This window comes from Bacillus sp. FJAT-18017, from assembly GCF_001278805.1.
GTDB lineage: Bacteria > Bacillota > Bacilli > Bacillales > Cytobacillaceae > Bacillus_D.
Genome location: NZ_CP012602.1, coordinates 4,460,350 through 4,483,823 on the forward strand (window position 1 = coordinate 4,460,350; position 23,474 = coordinate 4,483,823).

A 23,474-nucleotide genomic window follows, 5' to 3' on the forward strand; every position below is an offset into this window, starting at 1 on the left:
GATTACACCTCCTTGACAATCGACACAAATTCGCTTGCCAGCTCCCTGTATTCATCAAACCCTGTCAACTGGTTGAAAATCTGCTCCAGCGAACCTTCCTCGCTTCGGGCCTTTAACTCGTCAAAACTTCCATCGGCAACAATGATTCCGCCATTGATTAGGATGATTCTGTTACTGATTTTCTCAACAACATCCATGATGTGCGAAGAATAAAAAATTGTCCTGCCGCTCGCAGCCAGCTGTGAAAGGATTTCCTTAAATATCATCACTGAATTTGCATCAAGCCCGCTTAGTGGCTCATCTAGGAAGAGCAGTTCGGGGTCATGAAGCATGCTTGAAATGATCATCACCTTTTGTTTCATGCCTTTTGAAAACGATGAAAGACGGCTATAAAACACATTATCAAGCCCGAATCCCCGCATCAGCTTCTTCGCCTTCATCTCGGCCTGTGACGGATCCATCCCGTACAATTCCCCGGTGAATGTCAGGTATTCGATAGCCGTCAGATTATCATATAGTTCGGCTATCTCAGGAACATAGCCTATCTTTCGTTTATAGTCACTTTTTTTCGAATCCAGAAGGTTTCCAAAGATCTTGATTTCTCCGTCAAAGCCTTCTTCAAGGCCAAGCAGCAGCTTTATCGTCGTGCTCTTCCCTGCCCCATTCGGGCCGATATAGCCAATAATTTGCCCGCGTCCCACTTCCAGGTCAATTCCTTTTAGAACCTGCTTGGAACCATAGCTTTTCTTAAGCCCTTTTAAAGACAGCACGACATCATCTTTATGTAAAATAAGGATCCCTCGTTTCTAATAATCTAGGAATATTCTAACACATCGCCTGCCTGATTTTGGAAGGTATTTAACTTTTTCTTAAACGCCCCACTTATCTAAATAAAGAAGCCGGCTGCTAGGTAAGCTGCCGGCCCTTTTCCATACTTAAATATGCTTTTATCATAAAATAGGAAACTTCCTCGGGAAGCAATTCCTTTATTGGCTTTAAGCGTTCCCTGCCTGCCTCCTCAACCGCTTTTTCTAGCAGCGGGAGGAACTGCTCTGGAATAATTTTCGCAAAATCTACCTGCAGCCCTTGTTCAAAGCATGTAATTAGATGATTTTCAACCGTAGTTTGGGATAGCCCTCTCTGCTTAGCTATATCCCTAATAGAATGCCCCTCAAGATAAAGCTTGTGGGATTCGAGATGGGAATCAGCGACCGGCTTCGATGCAGTACGCTTTTTCGGGGCCGATTCCGCGTTTTCATAAACAGCCTTCCTGTCCGGATGTTCAACAAGATACTGCTTGATTGCAGCCAAGAATGGTTCCCCGAACTTTTCAAGCTTGCTGGCCCCTACCCCGCTAACATCCAGAAACTCATCTTCAGATTGTGGAAGTTTCATGCACATGTCCTTAAGGCTTGCATCCGAGAAAATTACAAACGGCGGCACATTGGCCTCGTCCGCCAGGTGTTTGCGCAGACTCCTCAATGTTTCGAACAAAGGATCATCCATTGCTATTGTTTCAGATTTAACAGCCTGTTTTCTAAATACGGGCAGTTTGCCTCCAAGCACCTCTTTCCCCCTTTCAGCAACAAAAATTGTCGGATACGTTCCATGGGCTACCCCAATCAGCTCTTCAGAAATTAGAAACTCGATAAAACTGCCCGCCTCCTTGGCCGTCCAGGATTTCAGAATTCCGTATGTGGACAATTGGTTAAAGCCTAGCTCAGCAATTTTCTGGTTGGCTGAGCCAGTCAGCACCTGTGCGGTAAGCCCTTTTCCAAAGCGCTGCCCCATACGAACAATGCAGGAAAGGACCATCTGTGCTTCCTTTGTAACATCTTCGCTTTCCCTTGAATCCGTACAATTGCCACAGCGCCCGCACGGCTTCGTGTTGGTTTCGCCAAAATACCGGAGAATGAATTCCTGCAGACAGCTTTCCGTATGGCAATAATCCGCCATTCCCTGCAGCTTGGAAAGCTCAGCAGGCATTCTGTCCCTGTCGGCCGATTGCTCAATCAAAAATCGCTGGACCTGGATATCCTGCGGGGAATAAAGTAAAACGCAGGCAGACGGCAGGCCGTCCCTGCCAGCACGCCCAGCCTCCTGATAATAGCTTTCCATATTACGAGGCAGCTGATAATGGACGACATAGCGTATATTGCTTTTATCAATCCCCATACCAAAGGCCGATGTTGCGATCATTACTGCCGCTTCATCCCGCAAAAACCGTTCCTGTTCAGCAAACCGCTCTGCATCAGCCATTCCGGCATGATAGCGGGCTACGGCCAAACCGCCCTTCCTGAGGTTTTCATATAGCATATCAACCGTTTTCCTTGTAGCGGCATAAATAATTCCATTTTCTTTTTCGTTAGCCTTTAAAAACCGTTTAAGGAATTTGCCGCGATCCTGTCCTTTTACAACCGAAAAAGACAGATTTTCCCGTTCAAAGCCTGTTATGACTTCATTTTCTTCAGGTATAGAGAGCGAATCCCTGATATCATCCCGTACAAGCGGCGTCGCCGTGGCAGTAAGAGCAAGGACTACCGGATTTCCTGGAAGACTGTCCGCCAATTTCGAAATATGCCTATAACTTGGCCTGAAATCGTGGCCCCATTGGGATATGCAGTGAGCTTCATCGACCGCAATCAGCCCAATTTTCATTTCTTGCAGTTCCCATACAAAATCCTGTGATTCCAATCTTTCCGGGGCTATATACAGCAGCTTGTACCGTCCGGATCGTGCCGCGTCCATCCTCTCAGCCGCTTCTCTTCCTGAAATTGAACTGTTAATATAGGTTGCCGGTATTCCCAGCTGGACTAGCGCATCCACCTGATCCTTCATGAGCGAAATAAGCGGCGATATGACAATGGCCGTTCCTTCCATAAGCAGGGCTGGAATTTGGTAACAGACTGATTTTCCTCCGCCTGTTGGCATAACACAAAGTGTGTTCCTGCCCGAAAGAACCTCTATAATAGCCCTTTCCTGCCCAGCTCTGAAAGAATCGTAACCGTAATAGGTTTTTAAAAGATTCCTTGCTTCCTGTAACAATATATCCACCTTTTTTCTTCTTTTTATCGTTACATTCATTATAAAACAAATTAAGAAAGGTTTCTCGGTAGCTTATGTAATTAGCATACATATATATAAGTACAAACCAAAAAAGGGGCTGAGTTTCTTGTTTGATTATAGATCTTCTTTATCCCTATTTTTTCTAGCCTGTGCTGCCCATGCGTTAACCTTTATATATTTTGTCGGTACAACTGTTTCAACTGCACTTGATGGTTCACATCGGGAATCTTTGCTAGATTGGTTTCCATTCGTCCTGTTTTTAGCTACGTTTGCTCTCCATGCCTTGCCCGGACTAAGGCCAGTCTGGAAAGCAGCACCCGGATGGGCTTTTGTCCTGCTTGTCCTCGTTACAAGCGTGCTTTCCTGGCTTATGACATCCACTATGGGAATCCGATTTTAGATAGCTGTAATCTTCCCGAACTTAGATGTATCTTAAAGAGTAGCGGGGCAATAATATCACCCAGTTTTTAAACCTCTATTTCCAAGGAAACTTTCTTCTGGCAATTTATGATGTTATTCACAATTGAATTACCAATTCCCAAGCTATCTATTCTAAACCAACGAAAATATCAACTAACATGAACTCGCCCTCCCCATCCCAATATTGTAAAATAGCACCAGAGGGGGATAAAATCATGCTTACACATTTTCAATATAAACCGCTTTATAAGAATGAAGCCCTGCCAGGCTGGGAGTTTTCATGCTTTTATAAAAAACAGAAACGCTCGGGCCGCTATTTGCAGGATGGAAAAATTGAGTGGCTTCTCAATCCTCCTGAGCAGGATGATAGAAACCAAGTTGAAAGCCAAATCCATGAACTGATGCTTTTCCATGTCTATGACCGCTAATGCCGGAGCTCTCATCCGGCATTTTTTCTTATTGTCCATGACTGATATAATAGAGGAAATTACTTAATTAAATGGGGAAATGCTATGTTTGAAAATTTGCTGGAGCTTTATCCTGGTTCCATCTTGACCGATTCGCAGCCTTCTGGTGAGGTTGGAAGGTTTCATATATTCAATAATTCTGCAACTGGTGAATGGCTTTCCATTCCAGTCGGGGCCATCACGGACCGTGAACTCGAATTGCTTGGAACGCTATTTCGAAAGGCCGCTGAAACAGAACGGGAACTTTCTCCACATCTCCAACAGTGGAAGGACTTTCTTTTTACAGCTGGCAAGATCCCTTCTGCCTACGAGAATGAGCCGGGCAGACTCCTGCAATTTCATTTCTTCGGTTATAACCATGACCATGAAGCGCTTGAAACTGCAATTAAAGGTTTTTTTCCTGACGAGATTATTATTCTTTGGGAAAATCAGTCCAATGCGGTTGTGGTTGAATTAGGCGATTTCCTACTCGAAGAACGGGATATTTCCTCTATGGCAGCAGCATTCGAGAGTGATTTTTACATAAAAACAAACCTTTATGTTGGAAAAAAGCTGCGAATTCAACCTGAATTAACTGAACAATTCAAGAAGGAACGGACACTCTTCTCCTTTGCAAAAAAAGTAATGGCAATGGAAGAGTATTATTCCTTTGAAAAAGTATTCCCTGCCTATATTGCGTCCAAATTGCCGGAGCCCCTGGCCGAGGCATTGCAAAATGAGTTTGAGACAGCATTCAGCAGTGACGAAGAAATGTTCAGCACGGTCAAAAGTTTTCTTGAGAACGGCTCAAACGCAAGTCTGACAGCAAAAAAACTATTCATCCACCGTAACACCTTGCAATACCGTATTGATAAATTTACAGATCGCACCGGGGTTAGCTTGAAGGAATTCCACTCGGCCTTCACAGTCTACCTAGCCTGCCTGTTGTTTGAACAAAATCGAAATAACTCCAGTGAAGAAACTGCCCAATAGTAAGGCAGTTTTTTCCCGTAAACATTCAGTGTCAAAGTTGCCTAAGTACTCCTGTGCACAAAAAAGAAAGGGCTTTCAGCAAAGTGCCCAAACCTGGGGGAAAATCTTTGTGCAGCGTGTCCATATGGTTTTCCAAAGGATATCTGTACAATTAAATTATGAAATAAGCTTAACAGGAGGCTTTTATACAATGGCAGAATTAAAACTTGACCACATTTATAAAGTATATGACAACAAAGTAACAGCAGTTGAAGACTTCAACCTTCATATCCAGGATAAGGAATTCATCGTTTTTGTCGGTCCATCCGGCTGCGGGAAATCCACTACCCTTCGTATGATTGCAGGCCTTGAGGAAATTTCCAAAGGCGACTTCTACATTGACGGCAAGAGAGTAAATGATGTGGCACCGAAAGACCGCGATATCGCAATGGTGTTCCAGAACTACGCTCTATATCCGCACATGACCGTTTATGATAATATGGCATTCGGACTAAAGCTTCGCAAGGTTCCTAAAGCTGAAATTGACCAAAAAGTAAAAGATGCTGCTAAGATTCTTGGCCTTGAAACTTACCTTGACCGTAAGCCAAAAGCTCTTTCCGGCGGTCAGCGCCAGCGTGTTGCTCTTGGCCGCGCCATCGTCCGTGATGCAAAAGTGTTCCTGATGGACGAGCCGCTTTCCAACCTGGATGCAAAGCTTCGTGTTCAGATGCGTGCTGAAATTGCCAAGCTTCACCGCCGCCTGGATACAACGACGATTTACGTAACACACGACCAGACTGAAGCGATGACAATGGCCACCCGCCTTGTCGTTATGAAGGATGGCCTCATCCAGCAGGTTGGAAGTCCAAAAGAAGTATACGAAAAGCCAGAAAACGTATTTGTCGGCGGCTTCATCGGATCTCCTGCTATGAACTTCTTCCGCGGAACATTGGAAGATGGCAAATTCGTTATTGGCGATGTAAAAATTGCTGTACCAGAAGGAAAAATGAAATTCCTTCGTGAGCAAGGCTATCTTGGTAAGCCTATCATCCTCGGTGTCCGTCCTGAGGACATCCATGATGAGCCAGTATTCATCGATGCTTCTGCTGGTTCAAAAATCAACGCAATAGTCGATGTTGCCGAATTGACTGGTGCTGAAACAATGGTCTATTCAAGCCTTGGCGGCCAGGACTTTGTCGCACGGATTGATTCCCGCTCCGATATTCATCCAAACGATAAACTTGACCTTGCTTTCGATATGAACAAAGTTCACTTCTTCGATGTTGAAACTGAGCTTCGCCTTCGTTCTGCAAGTGACAAATAAACATTGAACTGAAAGCGCCTGGCCTCTAATGAGGGTCCAGGCGCTTTTTGTTTTCCTAGGAAAAAATTACTCTTTTATGAGGACTATTTGGTCATTCCCACAGGATGGACACCTGTAAAGGTGCGGACATTGATGATTCTTATAATCGTTTGGAATGCCATCCTCAAGTTTCATTTGATCAATTGGCATGTAGGGGCTATAGTCATCAAAATAATCCATGTAGCGCCCTTTCTCTTCCATCTGGCTGCTGCACTCACTGCAGTGAACATCCAGTTGTTTCAGTCCGTTACAGACTGGACAAACATTCATTTAGAATTCCCCCGCTTTTTGTTAGTGTTTGCATTGCTAATTTTTCTATTCTAGCTGGTGTTAGATGTGGCATTAATTACCACTATAAGCGCAGTATAAACCAACACTTGCGGATTATACTAAAATCAATATCAACGATGGGTTCCAGGGCCGGGACTAGACGTCATCCCGGCGAGCCGGTGCAACTCCGGCCAACCCAGCCATTACACAACAATTAAGACTGAGGAGATGAAGCAGCATGCCAAGCAACAATAGTAACCAATTGTTAGTTCCAGGTGCAGAACAAGCTTTGCAACAAATGAAGTATGAAATTGCACAAGAATTTGGTGTTAACCTTGGTGCAGAAACTACTTCCCGTGCAAACGGCTCGGTCGGTGGAGAAATTACTAAGCGTCTAGTTTCTATGGCTCAAAGCCAACTAGGTGGCGGCTTTAGCCGTTAATTTGACTGGATCGTCGGGACTGACGAACCAACAGTTTAAGCTTTAAAAAAGTTAATATACTGGATATGCCCCCTCCTCTTTCAGGCAGGGGGCTCTTAATTTTTCTTATCAGAAATACGTCAGACCGCGCTAAACGGGTGCTTCCGCTTTTCTTGTCCAGTTCCAGCACCCAGCGCCTAGTGCCCTTCGGTCCTCTCGTTACGATAAGTCAACATCGATTCGCTCCGCTCATCGTGTTTCCTTTATCTCATGTCGAGGCCCTCCACAAGGAAAACTTCGGCAGCATAAGCATCGCACGAAGAAAAAGTGATAGATTTTTCGAGGAGGTCATACGGCGCTAAACGGGTGCTTCCGCTTTTCTTGTCTAGCTCCAACGCCCAGCGTCTAGTGTCCTTCGGTCCCCTCTCTACGGTAAGTCAACATCGAATCCTAGCGCTCTTCGTGTTTCCTTTACCTCGTATCGAGGCCCTCCAGGCCATACGCCGCTTAACGGGCGTTTCCGCTTTTCGGCTTCAAACCATATTTTCCGGTTTAACCCATTCATCGAATTGCTGTTCAGTCAGGTAGCCGGTCCTGATGGCTGCTTCCTTAAGTGTTAGCGATTCGCTGTGCGCGAGCTTGGCAATCTTTGCTGCTTTTTCGTATCCGATGTGAGGATTAAGTGCGGTTACAAGCATTAGCGAGCGTTCCATTTGCGACAATATCGCTGTTTCATTTGCCGTTATACCGGCAGCACAGTTTTTATTGAATGACCTCATTCCATCCGCAAGCAGTCTGACAGATTGCAGGAAGTTATGGATGATAACAGGCTTGAATACATTTAACTCAAAATTGCCCTGGCTTGCGGCAAAGCCGATGGCAGCATCGTTGCCGAATATTTGGCAAATGGCCATTGTCAATGCCTCACTTTGAGTCGGATTGACTTTACCCGGCATAATTGAGCTTCCCGGCTCATTGGCGGGAATTGTAATTTCACCAATTCCACTCCTCGGTCCGCTAGCCAGCCATCTTATATCATTGGCGATTTTCATCAAATCTGCAGCCAGTGCTTTCAATGCCCCGTGCACATAGACAAGCTCATCGTGGCTGGTCAAGGCATGGAATTTATTCTCCGAAGAACGGAAAGGATGTCCCGTTACACTTGCAATGATTTCTGCCGTTCTGTCCCCAAAATCAGGGGATGCATTAATCCCTGTTCCGACTGCTGTTCCACCTATTGCCAAATCAAGCAATGCTTTGCTTGATTCGCTAATCATCTTCCTGCTTTTTTCGAGCATTGTCCGCCAGCCGCTTACCTCCTGGCCAAGTGTGAGCGGAGTCGCATCTTGGAGGTGGGTACGGCCAATTTTTATAATATGGGAAAAATCTTTCTCCTTTTGCCTTAGTGTTTCTGTCAATTCGTCCAGCGCAGGCAGCAATGCTGAATTCACTTTACCATAGGCAGCAATATGCATAGCTGTTGGAAATATATCATTCGAGCTTTGCGACATGTTGACATCATCGTTAGGATGAATCCCCACTGCACTGCCCTCCTGCTCAAGAAGACCATTTGCGCGGTTGGCAATCACTTCGTTAACATTCATATTGGTTTGCGTGCCACTGCCGGTTTGCCAAACAGCTAGCGGGAAATGTTCGTCATACTTCCCTTCCAGAATTTCCGCGCATACATGAACGATTGCATCCTTTTTTTCATCGATAAGCTTTCCTGAGGCATTGTTGGCAACTGCCGCGGCAAGTTTGACAGTAGTAAGGCTGTAAATCAGGTCCAGAGGCATTTTTTCCGTACTAATTTTAAAATTCTGAAGACTCCGCTGAGTTTGGGCACCCCAATAACGATCCTTTGGAACCTTCACCTCACCGAGTGTGTCCTTTTCAATCCTGTATTCCATTTTAATCCCTCCCTTGGATATCCTTTCCCCATTTTCCCTCTTTCTATAAAAACAAGCCTCTTATCTGGCCAGTTGCTTATTATGCGTTTAATTTCAGCAAAACTCTTTGGCATATTAAACTTGTCCCTGAAATTTTTAAAACATTCACCTTTAAGCCCTTTTTTGCTGAGGAAGGAAGAGGGGGCGGGGGGTAAGTGTTAGATGATAAAATTATGCTTTATGACACCAGGCAGCTCCAAACCAATTATATGAGCCTAACTTCATCACTTATGAGCCCCATATGAGCCATTTTTATACTCGAATGAGCATTTATACATTTTCTGTAAAAACACCAAATAATCCCCCGCATTGAAATCCACCTAATTTAAAATTAGTAAGCCAAAATAAAAACTGCAGACAGTGTCTGCAGCTTTAGTGCTTTACAATCATATAAGCGATAAAATAGGTAAGAATCATCATGCTGCCAATCGTCAATGTAACTGAGAACATATCCATCCCGCTCCTTTAGGTTGAACTCGTTTATCCACTACTAAAGTACCATGAACAACAGGCAATAATTTTCGATATCGTGACAGAAAGGTGAAATTTTTATGAACATATGCCTTTTGGGGGCTACTGGCAGAGTTGGCGGGATTGTGTTGGAAAACTGCCTAGAAGCAGGCTACCATGTACAGGCTCTTGTAAGGAACCCCGAAAAACTAGCTATTTCTCATCCTTCATTAAGGATACTAAACGGTGATGCCCGGAATAAATCAGATGTATCTTTTGCTGTAGAAGGCTGTGATGCAGTGATTAGTTCATTGAATACAGGAGGTGCTACGATTCTGTCTGATTCTATGCCACTCATTATTGATGCAATGAAACACCATAAAGTTCGACGCATTATTATGGTCAGTACTGCTGGAATTTTGCAGGCAAGGTCCGAACCGCAACTTTACCGTTTCCAATCATCCGAATCAAGGCGGTCTACCACAAAGGATGCCGAGGAACATCTTAAGGCTTTTTTGATTATGAAGGAATCGGGTCTTGATTGGACAGCAGTCTGCCCAACTTACTTGCCTGTCGGCGAGCGAAAGGGAACATATCGTGTTGGCAGGAATATGCTCCCGGTAAATCCGAGCTCGATTTCGATTTATGACACTGGAGATTTCACCTTCCAGCAGCTTCAAAGTCTCGAATACCTGCATTGTAGGACTGGGTTAACTTATTAAATTTTTAGCAAGTTATAAAAGCTAATAAAGAATTCCTACAAACAGCTCATAATTAATCCATTAGAATAGCTCTATTAGATTAAACCCATCTCCACTGCTCACGATTAATCCAATAGAAGGCTTCTTTTAGATTAATCCCGTCTCCGCTGCTCACGATTAATCCAATAGAAGGGTTCTTTTAGATTAATCTCGTCTCCACTGCTCATGATTAATCCAATAGAAGAGTTCTTTTAGATAAATCTCGTCTCCGCTGCTCATGATTAATCCAATAGAACGTTCGGATCCTTCTTTTTATTTCCGGGAAGTTTCCAGTTAAAAAACCTTGAAAATAAAAACCCGCCCAATTATGAAAAGGCGGGTTCTTCCTATTATCCTGCCAAGTCCGCCTTACCGAGCTGCAGCTGATACATCTGGTAGTAGCGGCCTTTTTGTTCCATTAAGTCATCATGGTTGCCTTTTTCAACAATCTCGCCTTTATCGAGTACAAGGATTTGGTTGGCATTTCGGATTGTTGAGAGTCGGTGGGCGATGATAAAGGTGGTCCGCCCTTTTTTCAGAACCTCCATTGCCTCCTGAATGACAGCCTCGGTTTCACTATCGATACTGGAGGTTGCCTCATCGAGAATCAGGATAGCAGGATCGAAGGCAAGCGCCCGTGCAAATGAAATGAGCTGGCGCTGCCCGCTTGAGAACGTCGATCCTTTTTCCGTAACGGGCGAATCATAGCCATCTTCAAGATTTTTGAAGATTTCATCCGAGCCAACATCTTTAAGCGCCTTTTCAATCCGTTCACGGGAAATCGCTGGATCACCAAGGCTGACATTTGTGAGAATTGTTCCTGTAAACAAGTACGGATCCTGCAAGACTATCCCCATTTTTCGGCGCAATGAGTTTCTGGAAATATTCTTAACATCAATCCCATCAATTGTAATTGCACCCTTCTGGCAGTCATAAAATCTGAAGAGCAAATTCATAATTGAACTTTTTCCGGAACCGGTATGTCCGACAAGAGCTACCGTTTCACCGGGACGGGCTTCAAAGTCAATATTTTTTAGAACCCATTCGCCTTCTTTATAGGCAAAAGAAACATTGTCAAAGCGGACATTTCCGCGATACTCAGGCAAGTCCATGCCTTTTTCTTCTTCTTTCGGTTCATCCATTAATTGAAATACCCTTTCGCCGGCAACGAGAGCCTGCTCCAAATTCGCTTGCTGGTTCACCATACCGACAACCGGCTCAAACAGCCTGTTAAGGTAATCAACGAAGGCGTAAAGCATCCCAAGCGAAATCGCAGACGAAGCCTCGAGAGATTCTCCCCCGAAATACCAAATAAACACGACAAATACGATGTTACGGAGCACATTGACCAGGTTGAACGACGTTAATGAATTCAGGTTCAGCATCTTATTCTGGTTGCGGAAATGGTCCTCATTTAGTTTTTCAAAATCACCCATTGTATCCTTTTCACGCCCAAAAGCCTGAATCACATTCATTCCCTGGATGGATTCGTTAATCATTGCATTGATTTCACTGTTCCGCGAGCGGATTTTATGATTATACCTAGATGCGAATTTCCGATAGATTACCATCCATGCGTATAAAATCGGCAAGAGCAGAAGAGTGATTGCTGCCAGCTTCGGACTAAGGATAAACAAGGCAATATAAATACCGATAATATAAATCCCGCCGGTGAAAAAAGTTGATAGCACAGTAACATACAGTTCTCTTACTGCCTCGGTGTCGTTAGTGATGCGGGCGACAATTTTACCAGCGGGGCGGTTATCAAAAAATCGGACAGGCAGCTTCTGTATTCTTGCATATACATCTTCTCGCATTCTCTGAATAACGCGATTTGCAGACTTTTGCAGCATGTAACGCTGCCAATACTGAAAAAATGCCGATACGACAGCCAATCCAAAATATAACGCCAGGAGCCAAACAATGCCTGGCAGTTCAGGTGAGGTAAACCTCATGACATCACTTGCGGACAGGACAGTTGCTGGATACGTTTTTCTCTCATCAGCATTTTTAATTGTTAACGTCCCGTTGCTGTAGCTTCGCTCGCCGTCAATACCAGCCTCTTCCTCCAGAAAAACAAATCTGGTCCCAACCTGGAGAATTTCAGCAGCACTTCCTTTTGGTTCACCTTCAGCAAAATAAATGTCCCGTTTATAATAGCTGCCATCATACTCGGCTGCTCTATCGCCCTGCTCCGTTTCGTACCAGACCGATTCGATGCCGAGTATATGGACGTCTATTACCCGCTTGGCAATGAACGGCCCGGCAAGGTCAGCCGCCGCTGACAGGGTGAGGAGCACTAATGCCCCTGCTATGATTGATTTAAATTGGAGTGCATACTTGTATAATCGTTTACCGGTAGTCATATCGATATCCCCTCCTCCGCGGCGGTCTCGGCCTGCTGGCGTTCGTACTGCTCACTGTACCATCCGCCAAGGGCCATTAATTCTTCGTGCGTTCCTTCCTCGATGATTTTCCCTTCTTCGAGAACAATGATCCGGTCAGCATGCATAACCGCCGACATCCTGTGAGTTGTAATAACGGTCGTCTTCCCAGCCCGGTCCCTCCGAATATTTTCTATTATTTTTTGTTCGGTCTTTGCATCGACTGCTGAAAGCGAATCGTCGAGGATTAATATTTCAGGGTTTTTAATGAGTGCACGTGCAATTGAAACCCTTTGCTTTTGCCCCCCGGACAAGGAGACACCTTTTTCTCCAACTAATGTTTCTAACCCCTCCGGGAGGTTTTCCAGGTCTGTTCTAAAAGATGCGGAATCAATCGCTTGTTGAAGCTCCGATTCGCCGGCATCACGATTACCAAACAGGATATTTTCCCGGATGCTTCGCGAGAACAGCACATGATCCTGCGGAACATAGCCAACCCAGCTGCGGAGATTCTCCAGCGGCTGGTCCTCGATCGGTACATCAGCAATAGCGAGCCTTCCGCTACCCATTGGATATTCTCTTAGAAGCTGTTTGATGAACGTCGTTTTGCCGCTGCCCGTCTTGCCGACAACACCCAGTGTTTCGCCCTGGTCCAGCCTTACATTAACGTCCTTAAGATTGTCCTGGCTTGAACTCGGATATCTGAACGTAACGTCGTCATAATGAATGCTGTCAGGCGAGTTCACAGAAATCGGAGTTTCAGGATTCTTTACATCTTCTTTATAAGCAAGCGTCTCCTGAACCCTATCCAGGGAAGCATTGCCTCTTTGCATAATATTGATTAACTCACCAATTGCGAGCATCGGCCAGATCAGCATCCCAAGGTAGACGTTGAAGGAAACGAGGTCACCAAGAGTGATTGCTTGGCTGAATACTAGCTTTGCGCCGTAGCCAAGGCCAATTACATAGCTTAAACCTATCAAAATTTTAATTGTTGGCTGAAAAAGCGAGTCAATTCTCGATACTGCGATATTTTTTTCAAAAAGGTCTTCGGTTTGCCTATGAAATTTCTTCATTTCTTCTTGTTCTTGTACGTATGCCCGAATAACACGGGTTCCTGCAATTGATTCCAGCACTTTGTCGTTCAGTTCGCCAAACGCTTCCTGTGCTTTCACAAAACGGGTATGGATCCGCTTGCCATAAATATTCACAAGCAGGGCCATAATCGGCAGCGGGATGATTGACATTAGGGTCAGCTCCCAGCTGATAGTAAACCCCATCGTCAATAGAATCGTCAGCATCCAGACAGACGAATCAATCATCGTCAGAATCCCAAAGCCTGCTGTCATCGAAATCGCCTTAATATCGTTGGTTGCTCTTGCCATCAGATCGCCAGTCCTGTTTTTTTCATAAAACGTCGGTGTCATCCTGAGCAAATGGTTCATGAAATTACCGCGCAGCTGCCTTTCCACAAGGAAGGCTGCCCCAAACAGCATGTAATGCCAGATGTAGGTGACTGTATAGGATAAGGCAGTTATAACTGCGAGGCCCAGCATGAACTGGACAATCAGGTCCCTGGTTATTGCACCTTTTTGAATATTGTCAATCGCCATTCCGATAAGCTTTGGCGGCAGGATATCAATCAGCCCCGCAAGAACCAACAGCAAGATTGAAACAATATACCTCCGCTTATTTTCTTTAAAGAACCAGCCTAATTTTTTTAAAACAGCAAACATAATTACACCCCTTTATCCCCGATTAACGGGCAATAAGACCCCTTTGGAAATTTTGCTTTTTTTCCATTCGCCCCCTAGCCCCCAAAAGACGCAAAAAGGACATACCGCAGCATAAGCGATATGTCCCGAATTTAAATATGGAAGCCGGAGACAAAACCAAGATGCGCGCCATAAGAGCGCACGGTCTGCCTGTTACTTTCTGCCTTTCAAAGGAAAAGAAAATAAGGATCGGGTGCGGCTCTTCTCATATTCAGCTGTATACAATTCATTTAACAACGTGAGCATGACGCACCCCTCCTTTTCCTTTTTATAGTAACTGGATAAATGGAAATTTCTACTTTGTTAGGTTATCACCGGTACTAGCTTGTTGTCAATCCATTTTACAGATTAGATTCTATTTTCTAAAAATTATTCAAACGTTCCCTTAACAAGTGGTTTGCCGTCTTGAACCATCATCTGCCCCAATGCAAATACATCTCTTATCGACATATCCTCTTTATCCAGCAGTACAAGGTCAGCGTCCCTTCCTTCAGCCACCATCCCTTTTCGATTAAGTTTTAAAATGGCTGCCGGGTTTTGTGTAATTACTCGGAGAGCAACTTCTATAGGAATACCTTCCTGGACAATGGCATCACGCACTTCTTGATAAAGTGTTGAGACTTTCCCAATCTTCAATCCAAGCAATTCACCAAATTCATCGAAGTCAGGAAGGCTAGCCTGGCCGTCGGAAGTAAAGGTGATTTGTGAAATATCAATGTGCTGGTCAAGCATTCGCCTAAGTCCAACCGAACATTTCACTTCTCCTTCATCAAAAAATTTTGGTACCGAGCTTGTTGTAAAATCCACATAACCACCTTTTTTGGCGAAACGGATACCAGCTTCAAATAAATGCTGGCTACGGTTAATATGGGTAGGCTGAAATTGCCTGATTGGAATATCTGTTTTTTCAACGACTTCATCAATTATTTTCAAGTGGTCGTAACTGTCTCCTACATGAATATTGACGATACCCGCTTTACCTGACAAAAGGCCGCCTATACGTGCAGCAGAAGCAATTTTCGCCATTTCTTCAGCGGTCGGCTGTGAGGAGCGATGATCAGCAATTGCGACCTCCCCAGCGCCTATTATCTTATCAATCAGAATTATGTCATCTTCAATTTTTCCTGTAAGCGTCTTTAAAGGCACTTGATAGGATCCAGTATGAATAAAGCAGGTAATCCCCTCTTCATCAAGGGCCCGTGCTTTAGCAATCAGGTTAGTCATCGTCCTGGTCGTTCCATCTGTCCCCAGGACACCAATAATTGTTGTAATCCCTGCAAGTGTTGCATCGGTCAAACGAAGCTCTGGTGTCCGAGTCCGGTAGCTTCCTTCCCCTCCGCCTCCTGTAATATGTACATGCGCGTCGATAAAGCCAGGGACTATATATTTTCCTGAAGCATCAACAACTTCTACTTTAGCAAATCGTTCCGGCACTTGAATGTCCTCAGCTATCAAGCCAATCCGAGAATCAATAATTAATAAATCTTTTTTTCCAAGATAGTGTGGTGCATAGATTTCTCCGTTCTTAATAAGGGTCAACATTTGTGAAACTCCTCCCTTTTCAATTTCCATACTTACTATACCCACTAACTGCTTGTGCTTGCAAATGGGTGAATTGAGAAAGCTTGCCAGGTTTAAAGATATCTAAACTGTGGGTAAATGAACTGTACAACACACATAAAGGACATAAGAAAAAGGAGACATGAACAATGAAAGAAATCATGAGTGCCAATGTTATTATTTTAAATAAATTCAATATGAAGAAAATGCTTGATATCTACCAAACAGCAAAGCAATTCAAAGGCTCCACTTATTTATATTGCCGCCATCGCGCAGTTGATGCTGAAAATCTGCCAAAGCTGGTTTCCTTCTTGCTTACGCTGGAATCCGGGAGTGCTGTGAAAATCATCGCAGAAGGCGAGAATGTATCAAAGCATTTGGATACGATTCAATCTCTTTGCACTTCGAATATTTCACTATTACAAAAAAGCAAGAAGCATTTCCTGAATACAGGTGAAACTTTCCAAATTTAGGAATCGAAGGTGAGGTGTCTAAGATGGAAGAAAGGCGCAATGTTGAAGTTAGAAAAGAAAAACATTCGGACAGTTCCCAGGTTGGAAGCACCTTCATCAAGTATGCCGCATACATCATTATCTTCTTTGGAGTTCTCTGGTTCCTAATTAACTACATCATGCCAATGTTCTAAAACAGGGTGAAAGCCCTGTTTTTTATTTTATTTTTATGTTTAACAACGCCGTTAAAAGGACTTTTTGAATTTTAAGGGAATTTTTTGTTAACGCTATTTTGAAATAGTTAATGCAAAGATTGTTGAATTTTTCAGAGTTGATTGGAGCGGAAGGCGCGAAGACTCCTGTGGGAGCAGCGGGATAGGTGAGACCCCGCAGGAGCAAAGCGACGAGGAGGCTCACCGCCCGCCCCACGGAAAGCGAAGCGCCTGGAGCGGAAATCATAACCCGGTTGAATACATTTTATCTTGCCATTTACCTTGAAACGTCATTCGGAATCCTATTTCTGAATCTCCACTTAAAAAAAGACGGTTATAGCCTCCGTTGTTAGAGGGACATAACCGTCATTTTATGGCATCAGGGGATTATCATAGAAGGTACACAAAGGAAAGCTCCTGCGAATAATATCGCAGGAGCTTTCTTCCTTTTATTTTGCTGATTGAAGTTTTACACGGATGACTTTGATTACTTCCATTAGGATGACAGCAGCAACTGCTAGGCCTCCTGCGATTAGGAAGTCGTTCCAGCCAAACTCTGCTGGGATTCCAAAAATTTCTCGTGTAAATGGAAGAACTGTAACTCCATAAAGGACGAAGCCAAGCAATACTGCTCCAATTACTGGTTTGTTGCTAAAGAAACCAGCACCAATAGCTGTCTGCGTTGTGGAGCGGGCAGCAAAGGTTTGGAGAGTCCTTGATAGAATCAAGGTTGTAAATGCCATAGCGACTCCCATTTGCATTGATTGGGCCAAGCCGATATGGAGAGAAAGAATAACTGCCAAGCCAATTAACGCACCGCGCATGGCAACAGCCTGAAAAGTACCGCCGGCAAAAAGTCCTTCATTAGGATCACGCGGTTTCTTTTTCATAACATTTGGCTCTGCCTTTTCCATGCCTAGTGCAATGGCTGGAAGAGAATCATTGACAAGATTGATATATAGCAATTGGATTGCCGTGAATGGGTTTGGTAAGTTAAACAATACTGCATATAAAATCGCAACAATCGCGCCAAGGTTTCCGGCGAATAAATATCCAATGGCTTTCTTAATATTGGCATATACTGTCCTGCCGACACTAACAGCTTTGACAATAGATGCAAAGTTATCGTCCGTCAGAATCATCGAAGCGGCGTCCTTGGCAACATCTGTCCCGCTTCCCATGGCAACCCCGATATCTGCTTGTTTTAATGCAGGAGCATCGTTGACACCGTCCCCTGTCATGGCTGTAACTTTATCTTTTCGCTGCCATGCACGGACAATCCTGATTTTATTCTCTGGTGAAACACGAGCATATACGGAAATATGTTCAAGTTTTTTGTCGAGCTCTTCATCAGTCATGGCATCAAGTTCTTGTCCTGATAAGGCAATATCGTCTCCAGACATAAGTCCGATGTCACGGCCAATCGCCTGGGCGGTTGTTTTATGGTCACCAGTAATCATAACTGTTTTGATGCCCGCACTTCTCGCATTTTTAATCGCGTCATACACTTCATCTCGCGGAGGGTCAATCATTGCGGTAAGCCCGACTAGAACCAGATTGTTTTCATCACTTTCATCAATAGTTGTCTGTCCTTCAGGCAGTACCCTATACCCATAGGCCAGGACACGCAGCGCCTGATTGGAAAAATCCTCATTGGCTTTACTAAATTGATTCAATTTATCATCTGTTAGAGGTTCTTCTTTGCCGTTAATTAATACATGTGTTGCACGGCCAAACATAATATCAGGGCCGCCTTTTGTCAATATCATCCGAGAACCGTTGATGGTGTGGACAGTCGACATCAACTTTCGATCGGAATCAAAAGGCAATTCCGCCTCACGCGGATACGTATTGCGAAGCTCGTTATAATTCTGGTTGTTTTTATTGGCAAATTGGATTAGAGCTACCTCAGTTGGATCTCCAACCTCCTGCCCGCTGTCATTAATGTAGGAATCATTGCACAATGCAGCGATATTAACCAGCATATGTTCTGATTTATTCCAGTTGGCCGGATTTTCATTCAAGGGCTTTTGAACATTCCCTGGAAGAAAATAATCTGTAACTGTCATTTTGTTTTTTGTTAACGTGCCAGTTTTATCTGTCGCAATGACGCTGGCCGAACCAAGGGTTTCAACAGCCGGCAGCTTGCGGATAATTGCGTTTTGCTTTGCCATTTTATTTGTCCCTACTGAGAGGACAATTGTTACAATAGCAGATAGCGCTTCAGGTATCGCTGCAACGGCAACGGCAACGGCAAACATCAAGGCACTCAGAAGGGCGGTACCCGTATCAACAACTCCATCACCAAGCCAAATTCTTGCTGCTTGCAAAGCAAAGATAAAAATACTTAGTATTAAAATGCCGACTCCCAGCTTCTTGCTAAATGCATCAAGCTTACGCTGAAGCGGTGTTTGTTTGGCTTCGGCAGAGGCGAGCATGTCAGCGATTTTCCCGATTTCCGTTTTTTCAGCTGTACCTGTTACCGCAAATTGCCCATGACCATAGACAACAAGGGAACCACTGAACACCATGTTTTTCCTATCTCCCAGAGGTGCCTCACCTGGGATGGCATCTGTATGTTTTTCAACTGCCTCGGACTCACCTGTCAGCATTCCTTCATTTACCTTTAACGAGGCACTAGCAAGGATCCGCCCATCAGCCGGAACATAGTCACCTGCTTCCAGGTATACAATGTCTCCCTGGACAAGTTCCCTGGCTGGTATCGTTTGTTTTGTTCCACCCCTGATTACTTTCGCTTCAGGTGCGGACATATTACGTAAGGCTTCAAGCGAACCTTCTGCCTTCTTTGTTTGGACAACACTAATAATTGAATTCAAAACCAGAACCAGCAGAATAATTAGTGCTTCCACTACTTCTCCAAGGATGAGCTGGATTCCGGCAGCAATGACCAATACAATGACCATAGGATCCTTAAAGGTTTCAAGGAATAGCTTCCATGTCGGAACCTTTTCTTTATCCTTAATTTCGTTATAGCCATCTCGTTCAAGACGGAGTTGAACTTCTTCCTCTTTCAAGCCTTTACTTGAAGTCTCTACAGATTGCAGGACTTCTTCCTTAGTCTGTTGAAAGTATTCCATTTGTTCGCTCCTTTCCTTACAATTCATTTTTGATAATAGGAGTAAATTGGCAATAAAAAAAGCGAGACCTATACCATAAAGGCAAAGGTCTCGCTTAGCTCTTTTAAAAGCCAACAAAGCCGATGATGAAACCACCATGTAATGACGACTTTATTGCGAATGGGTTCCCAATTCGAAGCTACTCCCCTTTGACAAGCGTCAAAGTGTTATTTCAATATAATTGATTCTATCATAATTTACACATTGACAAAAATAGTTTGCTCATAGATACGAAATGCAACTCCTAATTCAGAGCAAAAATGGGAAATTAGTCATTGCCTTTGTCTTTATCTTTGTCTTTGTCTTTTTCTTTCTTTTCTTTATCCTTACCTTTATCTTTATCTTTTCCCTTCCCTCGCTCTTTCCATTTCTTTTGCTCTTCCTTTATGCGGTTCTCCCACTTCTTTGCGCCTTCATTAATTTCATCCCAGAACGACTTTCTTTCCCTTTCCTCTATCAGTACCCCTACATCCTGGACATTGAAACTTGTCAGCTCGGTCTCTTCGAGGGCAGCTGTCATGAAATTCTGAAAAACCTTGCTCGCCCCCTGGCTGCTTGTGGTGGTTAGATAATGATCCTTATCAGTTTTGTCATATCCTACCCAAACCGCACTTACAAGGTCCGGTGTGTATCCGACAAACCATTGATCCTTAACACCATTGATTCCCTCTATTGCAACCTGGGTCGAACCGGTTTTACCGGCAATCTCTCGGCCCTCGACTTGAGCACTTTTCCCAGTGCCCCGCTCCACTACCCCGAGTAGCATCGTATTCATTTTATCCGCTACTTCTGCAGTGGTCACTTTTGTTTTCTCTTCTTTTCTCTCGGCTACTACTTTTCCAGAAGGATCTTCAATCCGGATGATAGTGTGGGCACCGGAACGAACTCCTCGGTTTGCAAAAACAGAAAACGCCTCCGCCATTTGTTTAGGCGATACACCTGTATGCAAGCCGCCAAGCGCGACAGCAAGGTTCCGGTCTTCTTTTTCAAGGGGAAGTCCGAACTGCTTTACCGACTCCAATCCTTTTTCAATTCCAAGTTCATTCAAAAGCCAGACAGCTGAAACGTTCTTGGATTCCATTAGAGCCTCATACATAGGCACTTCACCCTCATATTGGCCGTTATAATTACTTGGTTCATAGTTTCCGAAACTCATTTTTTCATCCTTGACCATATCAGTAATTTCCCAGCCTTCTTCGAGTGCCGGTGTATAGGAAACAATTGGCTTTATAATAGAGCCTGGCTGTGCCTTCAACTGGGTGGCACGGTTGTAGCCCCTGAAGACATGCTCCCCTCTTCCGCCGACCAATGCCCTGATGCCACCTGACTTCGCATCAAGAAGAACTGCCCCGCTTTGAACAGGGTCACTTGAATTTCCAACCTGGAACAGCGAATCATTCTTATAAGAACTCTCAACTGCGGTTTGCATCTTTGGATCTAACTCCGTATAAATCTTGTAACCGCCTGTCAGCAGTTCATCCTGGGTAAATCCGTACGTTTTAATCGCTTCTTCCAGGACAGCATCCACATAATATGGATATTTGCCGGTAAACGGATCTTCACTCTTGTCGACAAGCTTAATTTTTTCTTCCTTTGCTTTTTTCGCTTGGTCTTTCGTAATAAATTCATGCTGGACCATTGCGGCCAGCACAATATCGCGTCTGGCGACTGCTTTTTCCATATCGTTATATGGATTCAGTGCAGATGGAGCTTTAATTATCCCAGCTAGCATTGCTGATTGGCCAAGTGAAAGGTCCTCCACTTCCTTACCAAAGTACTTCTTTGCCGCGCGGTTTATACCCCAGGCGCCATCGCCAAAATAAATTGTATTCAAATACATCTGAAGGATTTCATCCTTTGAATATTCTTCTTCAATCTCCCTTGCCAAAGACGCTTCCTGAAGCTTCCTGCTGTATGTCTTTTCGGAATCAAGCAGTGCATTTTTCGTAAGCTGTTGGGTGATCGTGCTTCCTCCTTCAACGACACCGCCTGCCAAAAGGTTACGGAAGAACGCCCTCCCAATCCCAATCAGATCTACACCATTATGGTCATAAAATCGGTGGTCCTCTATCGCGATGACTGCGTTTTTCATATGGTCAGGAACCTTATTGATTGGGGTGCCCTCATTCTTATTTGCTGTCACCTTGCTTGCAACCTCACTGTTTATATCGTATATAACGGTTGCCTGATTTAATTCATTCTCCAGTGAAGAAATATCGGCATCCTTTGTAAAAAAACTGAATGCACCTAGAAACCCAAGTACCACAATGGCCAGCGTTAAAATTAGCACCTGGTTCATATGCCATTTTTTCCAATTTTCAACTAGACCATTAAACATTAACTTTCTCATCATGTTGTCCCCCTGGCGAATCCCAAGATTGATATTCTCATTAGCATTTACCCATGGCAAGCCACTACTACTCGCTAACAAGTTTTTCAAAAAATAAAAAGCATCCGATTGCCCGGCTGCTTTTTAGCTTGTTTTCCTGGTTTCCGTTTTGTATTCGCTCATTTCCTTTTGAAGTGATTCCATATACATATATACGATTTGCTTTATCTTATCATCCGCTTCCAATATATCTAAATGTTGAAGGCATTTCCGTATTGTTGGGTGCACCTGTTTGCTCATCCAAAATCACCTCTATGACCTCTTTTTCAAATTTTACGCAGGGCGCACCCAGTTTATGGGGGTAACAAAGGGATAAGGAGAGTAAGTTTTCCTGATATAGGGTAAAGAATAAAAAGACTGAAACTTCTGAAAAAAGAGGAGGAATTAATGTATGTCTTTTTCTTTTAATAATATTATCGTGGCTTATGACGGAAGTGAAGGAAGTGACAAAGCGCTTAAACTTGCTGCTTTAGTTAGTAAACAAGGAGGAAATTCGGCACTGACTGTAGTCAATGTGTATGATGAAAAAATCGAGAACCGGAGAGTGGATATTGCAGGAACTTCCCCAGCACCCATGTCAGGCTATTTAGCAGAAGGGATTCCTGCCTCTTTCCATAATTTTAACCAAACGGAACATTCAACACAGTCTATTATTACCAACAGTGTCGATCAAGTCTTCTTTGATGCAAAAAAGAAGCTGGATGGGGTAAACGTCAGCTTTCAGGTTCTTGAAGGAGCACCCGCAGAAAGCATTTGCGCATATGCTGAGGAAACGGGAGCTGATTTAATTATTACAGGAAGCTCGGGGAAAAGCGGGCTTAAAGGACTGCTGCTTGGAAATGTCACAGAAAAAATTACAAAAATGGCCCCATGTCATGTACTAATTGCAAAATAATAAGCCGGTCCCCTCCGGCTTATTTCCCTTCTGCAATTTCATTGAACCGAAGGGTTGCACTCTCTTCATCAAATGAACTGTATATCCGATAATGCTCCTCATCAAGGATGCGGAGATGCTTGCTTAGAATGTTCTGCTGTAAAATATAGCCGTTTTTCCTCTCTAGCTCGCGCCACCATATTTTACCGCCCATTGTCTTTCCACCCCGGTAATCCATGCCTTCCCTCGCTACAGTTTCGAGAACTTCGAGAGGCTCGTTTCCAAAAAGGAACTGGACCGTCTCGGTTTCGCGAAACAGCGCACAAACAGCCACCACTGTTGACCAGCCTGCCAGCACCCTGCCCTTTTCAATTTGGACAAGAGTCTTTTTGGAGACACCGATGATATCGGCCATTTTATCCTGTGTATAGCCTGCTTCGGCCCGAATAAGGCGAAGCTTTTCAGAAACCCTTATGATGATGTCATCTCTTGTCACGTAAAACCCTTCCTTCATCTTTCCTAAGTGTAATATTACACAATAAAAGAAGAAAAGAAAAGTGAAAGCGCTCAGCACTCAAAAAATAAAAGCGCCCT

20 protein-coding genes and 1 riboswitch are annotated in these 23,474 nt (G+C 44.0%); of the genes, 8 read left to right on the forward strand and 12 right to left on the reverse strand.

The features are described 5' to 3' along the window. Positions 1–2: 2 nt before the first annotated feature. From AM500_RS20810 to AM500_RS20820, 3 genes are all read right to left on the reverse strand, one after another. Complete coding sequence (locus AM500_RS20810) at positions 3–770, reverse strand: ABC transporter ATP-binding protein (protein ID WP_231688057.1); 768 nt, start codon at positions 768–770, stop codon at positions 3–5. A gap of 136 nt (positions 771–906) precedes the next feature. Beyond that, positions 907–3,045 (reverse strand): DNA helicase RecQ, encoded by a 2,139-nt coding sequence (gene recQ / locus AM500_RS20815; RefSeq protein ID WP_156319958.1) that lies wholly within the window; start codon positions 3,043–3,045, stop codon positions 907–909. Positions 3,046–3,180: 135 nt separating this feature from the next. Beyond that, positions 3,181–3,447 (reverse strand): hypothetical protein, encoded by a 267-nt coding sequence (locus tag AM500_RS20820; RefSeq protein WP_043933160.1) that lies wholly within the window; start codon positions 3,445–3,447, stop codon positions 3,181–3,183. Between the two features lie 254 nt (positions 3,448–3,701). On the opposite strand from AM500_RS20820, the gene AM500_RS20825 reads away from it, so the two are divergent. The 3 genes from AM500_RS20825 (at position 3,702) to AM500_RS20835 (ending at position 6,228) form a co-directional block, all read left to right on the forward strand. Further along, entirely contained in the window at positions 3,702–3,914 is a 213-nt protein-coding gene (locus AM500_RS20825; RefSeq protein WP_043933161.1) for a YheE family protein, read from the forward strand. Positions 3,915–3,998: 84 nt separating this feature from the next. Then, the gene (locus AM500_RS20830; RefSeq protein ID WP_053600952.1) at positions 3,999–4,925 is read left to right on the forward strand and encodes a PucR family transcriptional regulator; all 927 of its coding nucleotides are present in this window, start codon (positions 3,999–4,001) and stop codon (positions 4,923–4,925) included. A gap of 190 nt (positions 4,926–5,115) precedes the next feature. Next, positions 5,116–6,228, forward strand: a complete 1,113-nt coding sequence (locus AM500_RS20835) for an ABC transporter ATP-binding protein (protein ID WP_053601820.1) — start codon at positions 5,116–5,118, stop codon at positions 6,226–6,228. A gap of 66 nt (positions 6,229–6,294) precedes the next feature. Here AM500_RS20835 and AM500_RS25200 read toward each other — a convergent pair whose 3' ends face one another. Then, positions 6,295–6,537 (reverse strand): hypothetical protein, encoded by a 243-nt coding sequence (locus AM500_RS25200; protein ID WP_082347319.1) that lies wholly within the window; start codon positions 6,535–6,537, stop codon positions 6,295–6,297. A 238-nt stretch (positions 6,538–6,775) separates the two neighbouring features. Here AM500_RS25200 and AM500_RS20845 point away from each other — a divergent pair, with 238 nt between their 5' ends. Next, complete coding sequence (locus AM500_RS20845; RefSeq protein WP_043933165.1) at positions 6,776–6,979, forward strand: alpha/beta-type small acid-soluble spore protein; 204 nt, start codon at positions 6,776–6,778, stop codon at positions 6,977–6,979. Between the two features lie 512 nt (positions 6,980–7,491). Here the strand turns inward: AM500_RS20845 and fumC are convergent. Then, positions 7,492–8,868 (reverse strand): class II fumarate hydratase, encoded by a 1,377-nt coding sequence (fumC, locus tag AM500_RS20850; RefSeq protein ID WP_053600954.1) that lies wholly within the window; start codon positions 8,866–8,868, stop codon positions 7,492–7,494. Positions 8,869–9,458: 590 nt separating this feature from the next. Between fumC and AM500_RS20855 the strand changes: the two genes are divergently transcribed. Continuing rightward, positions 9,459–10,079, forward strand: a complete 621-nt coding sequence (locus tag AM500_RS20855) for an NAD(P)-dependent oxidoreductase (protein WP_053600955.1) — start codon at positions 9,459–9,461, stop codon at positions 10,077–10,079. A 368-nt stretch (positions 10,080–10,447) separates the two neighbouring features. On the opposite strand, the gene AM500_RS20860 is transcribed toward AM500_RS20855, so the two are convergent. From AM500_RS20860 to iadA, 3 genes are all read right to left on the reverse strand, one after another. Continuing rightward, positions 10,448–12,463, reverse strand: coding sequence for an ABC transporter ATP-binding protein (locus tag AM500_RS20860; protein ID WP_053600956.1), 2,016 nt, complete (start codon positions 12,461–12,463; stop codon positions 10,448–10,450). After that, the gene (locus tag AM500_RS20865; protein ID WP_053600957.1) at positions 12,460–14,217 is read right to left on the reverse strand and encodes an ABC transporter ATP-binding protein; all 1,758 of its coding nucleotides are present in this window, start codon (positions 14,215–14,217) and stop codon (positions 12,460–12,462) included. The genes AM500_RS20860 and AM500_RS20865 overlap by 4 nt, the downstream gene beginning before the upstream one ends. A gap of 408 nt (positions 14,218–14,625) precedes the next feature. After that, positions 14,626–15,798, reverse strand: coding sequence for a beta-aspartyl-peptidase (gene iadA / locus AM500_RS20870; RefSeq protein ID WP_053600958.1), 1,173 nt, complete (start codon positions 15,796–15,798; stop codon positions 14,626–14,628). 167 nt (positions 15,799–15,965) lie between these two features. Here iadA and AM500_RS20875 point away from each other — a divergent pair, with 167 nt between their 5' ends. Then, positions 15,966–16,289, forward strand: coding sequence for an HPr family phosphocarrier protein (locus AM500_RS20875; RefSeq protein WP_053600959.1), 324 nt, complete (start codon positions 15,966–15,968; stop codon positions 16,287–16,289). Between the two features lie 23 nt (positions 16,290–16,312). Next, the gene (locus AM500_RS25980; RefSeq protein ID WP_197282631.1) at positions 16,313–16,462 is read left to right on the forward strand and encodes a hypothetical protein; all 150 of its coding nucleotides are present in this window, start codon (positions 16,313–16,315) and stop codon (positions 16,460–16,462) included. Positions 16,463–16,929: 467 nt separating this feature from the next. On the opposite strand, the gene AM500_RS20880 is transcribed toward AM500_RS25980, so the two are convergent. The 3 genes from AM500_RS20880 to AM500_RS25640 all read right to left on the reverse strand — a co-directional run bounded on the left by AM500_RS20880 (position 16,930) and on the right by AM500_RS25640 (position 22,246). Further along, complete coding sequence (locus tag AM500_RS20880; RefSeq protein WP_053600960.1) at positions 16,930–19,578, reverse strand: cation-translocating P-type ATPase; 2,649 nt, start codon at positions 19,576–19,578, stop codon at positions 16,930–16,932. Positions 19,579–19,674: 96 nt separating this feature from the next. After that, positions 19,675–19,777, reverse strand: a riboswitch (yybP-ykoY riboswitch). 108 nt (positions 19,778–19,885) lie between these two features. Continuing rightward, positions 19,886–21,967 carry a transglycosylase domain-containing protein gene (locus tag AM500_RS20885; RefSeq protein ID WP_053600961.1) on the reverse strand — a complete coding sequence of 694 codons (2,082 nt, stop codon included), beginning with the start codon at positions 21,965–21,967 and terminating at the stop codon, positions 19,886–19,888. A gap of 123 nt (positions 21,968–22,090) precedes the next feature. Continuing rightward, positions 22,091–22,246 carry a hypothetical protein gene (locus AM500_RS25640; RefSeq protein WP_156319869.1) on the reverse strand — a complete coding sequence of 52 codons (156 nt, stop codon included), beginning with the start codon at positions 22,244–22,246 and terminating at the stop codon, positions 22,091–22,093. 151 nt (positions 22,247–22,397) lie between these two features. Here AM500_RS25640 and AM500_RS20890 point away from each other — a divergent pair, with 151 nt between their 5' ends. Then, complete coding sequence (locus AM500_RS20890) at positions 22,398–22,901, forward strand: universal stress protein (protein WP_053600962.1); 504 nt, start codon at positions 22,398–22,400, stop codon at positions 22,899–22,901. A gap of 19 nt (positions 22,902–22,920) precedes the next feature. Here AM500_RS20890 and AM500_RS20895 read toward each other — a convergent pair whose 3' ends face one another. Then, on the reverse strand, positions 22,921–23,376 hold the full coding sequence (locus AM500_RS20895; RefSeq protein ID WP_053600963.1) for a helix-turn-helix transcriptional regulator: 456 nt from the start codon (positions 23,374–23,376) through the stop codon (positions 22,921–22,923). Positions 23,377–23,474 lie beyond the last annotated feature (98 nt).

Coding starts and splice junctions, on each gene's coding strand:
- AM500_RS20885 (WP_053600961.1), bottom strand. CDS start 21,967: ATGAGAAAGTTAATGTTTAATGGTCTAGTTGAAAATTGGAAAAAATGG.
- AM500_RS20890 (WP_053600962.1), top strand. CDS start 22,398: ATGTCTTTTTCTTTTAATAATATTATCGTGGCTTATGACGGAAGTGAA.
- AM500_RS20825 (WP_043933161.1), top strand. CDS start 3,702: ATGCTTACACATTTTCAATATAAACCGCTTTATAAGAATGAAGCCCTG.
- AM500_RS20875 (WP_053600959.1), top strand. CDS start 15,966: ATGAAAGAAATCATGAGTGCCAATGTTATTATTTTAAATAAATTCAAT.
- AM500_RS20860 (WP_053600956.1), bottom strand. CDS start 12,463: ATGACTACCGGTAAACGATTATACAAGTATGCACTCCAATTTAAATCA.
- AM500_RS20880 (WP_053600960.1), bottom strand. CDS start 19,578: ATGGAATACTTTCAACAGACTAAGGAAGAAGTCCTGCAATCTGTAGAG.
- AM500_RS25640 (WP_156319869.1), bottom strand. CDS start 22,246: ATGAGCAAACAGGTGCACCCAACAATACGGAAATGCCTTCAACATTTA.
- AM500_RS25980 (WP_197282631.1), top strand. CDS start 16,313: ATGGAAGAAAGGCGCAATGTTGAAGTTAGAAAAGAAAAACATTCGGAC.
- AM500_RS20845 (WP_043933165.1), top strand. CDS start 6,776: ATGCCAAGCAACAATAGTAACCAATTGTTAGTTCCAGGTGCAGAACAA.
- AM500_RS20830 (WP_053600952.1), top strand. CDS start 3,999: ATGTTTGAAAATTTGCTGGAGCTTTATCCTGGTTCCATCTTGACCGAT.
- AM500_RS20855 (WP_053600955.1), top strand. CDS start 9,459: ATGAACATATGCCTTTTGGGGGCTACTGGCAGAGTTGGCGGGATTGTG.
- AM500_RS25200 (WP_082347319.1), bottom strand. CDS start 6,537: ATGAATGTTTGTCCAGTCTGTAACGGACTGAAACAACTGGATGTTCAC.
- iadA (WP_053600958.1), bottom strand. CDS start 15,798: ATGTTGACCCTTATTAAGAACGGAGAAATCTATGCACCACACTATCTT.
- AM500_RS20835 (WP_053601820.1), top strand. CDS start 5,116: ATGGCAGAATTAAAACTTGACCACATTTATAAAGTATATGACAACAAA.
- fumC (WP_053600954.1), bottom strand. CDS start 8,868: ATGGAATACAGGATTGAAAAGGACACACTCGGTGAGGTGAAGGTTCCA.
- AM500_RS20865 (WP_053600957.1), bottom strand. CDS start 14,217: ATGTTTGCTGTTTTAAAAAAATTAGGCTGGTTCTTTAAAGAAAATAAG.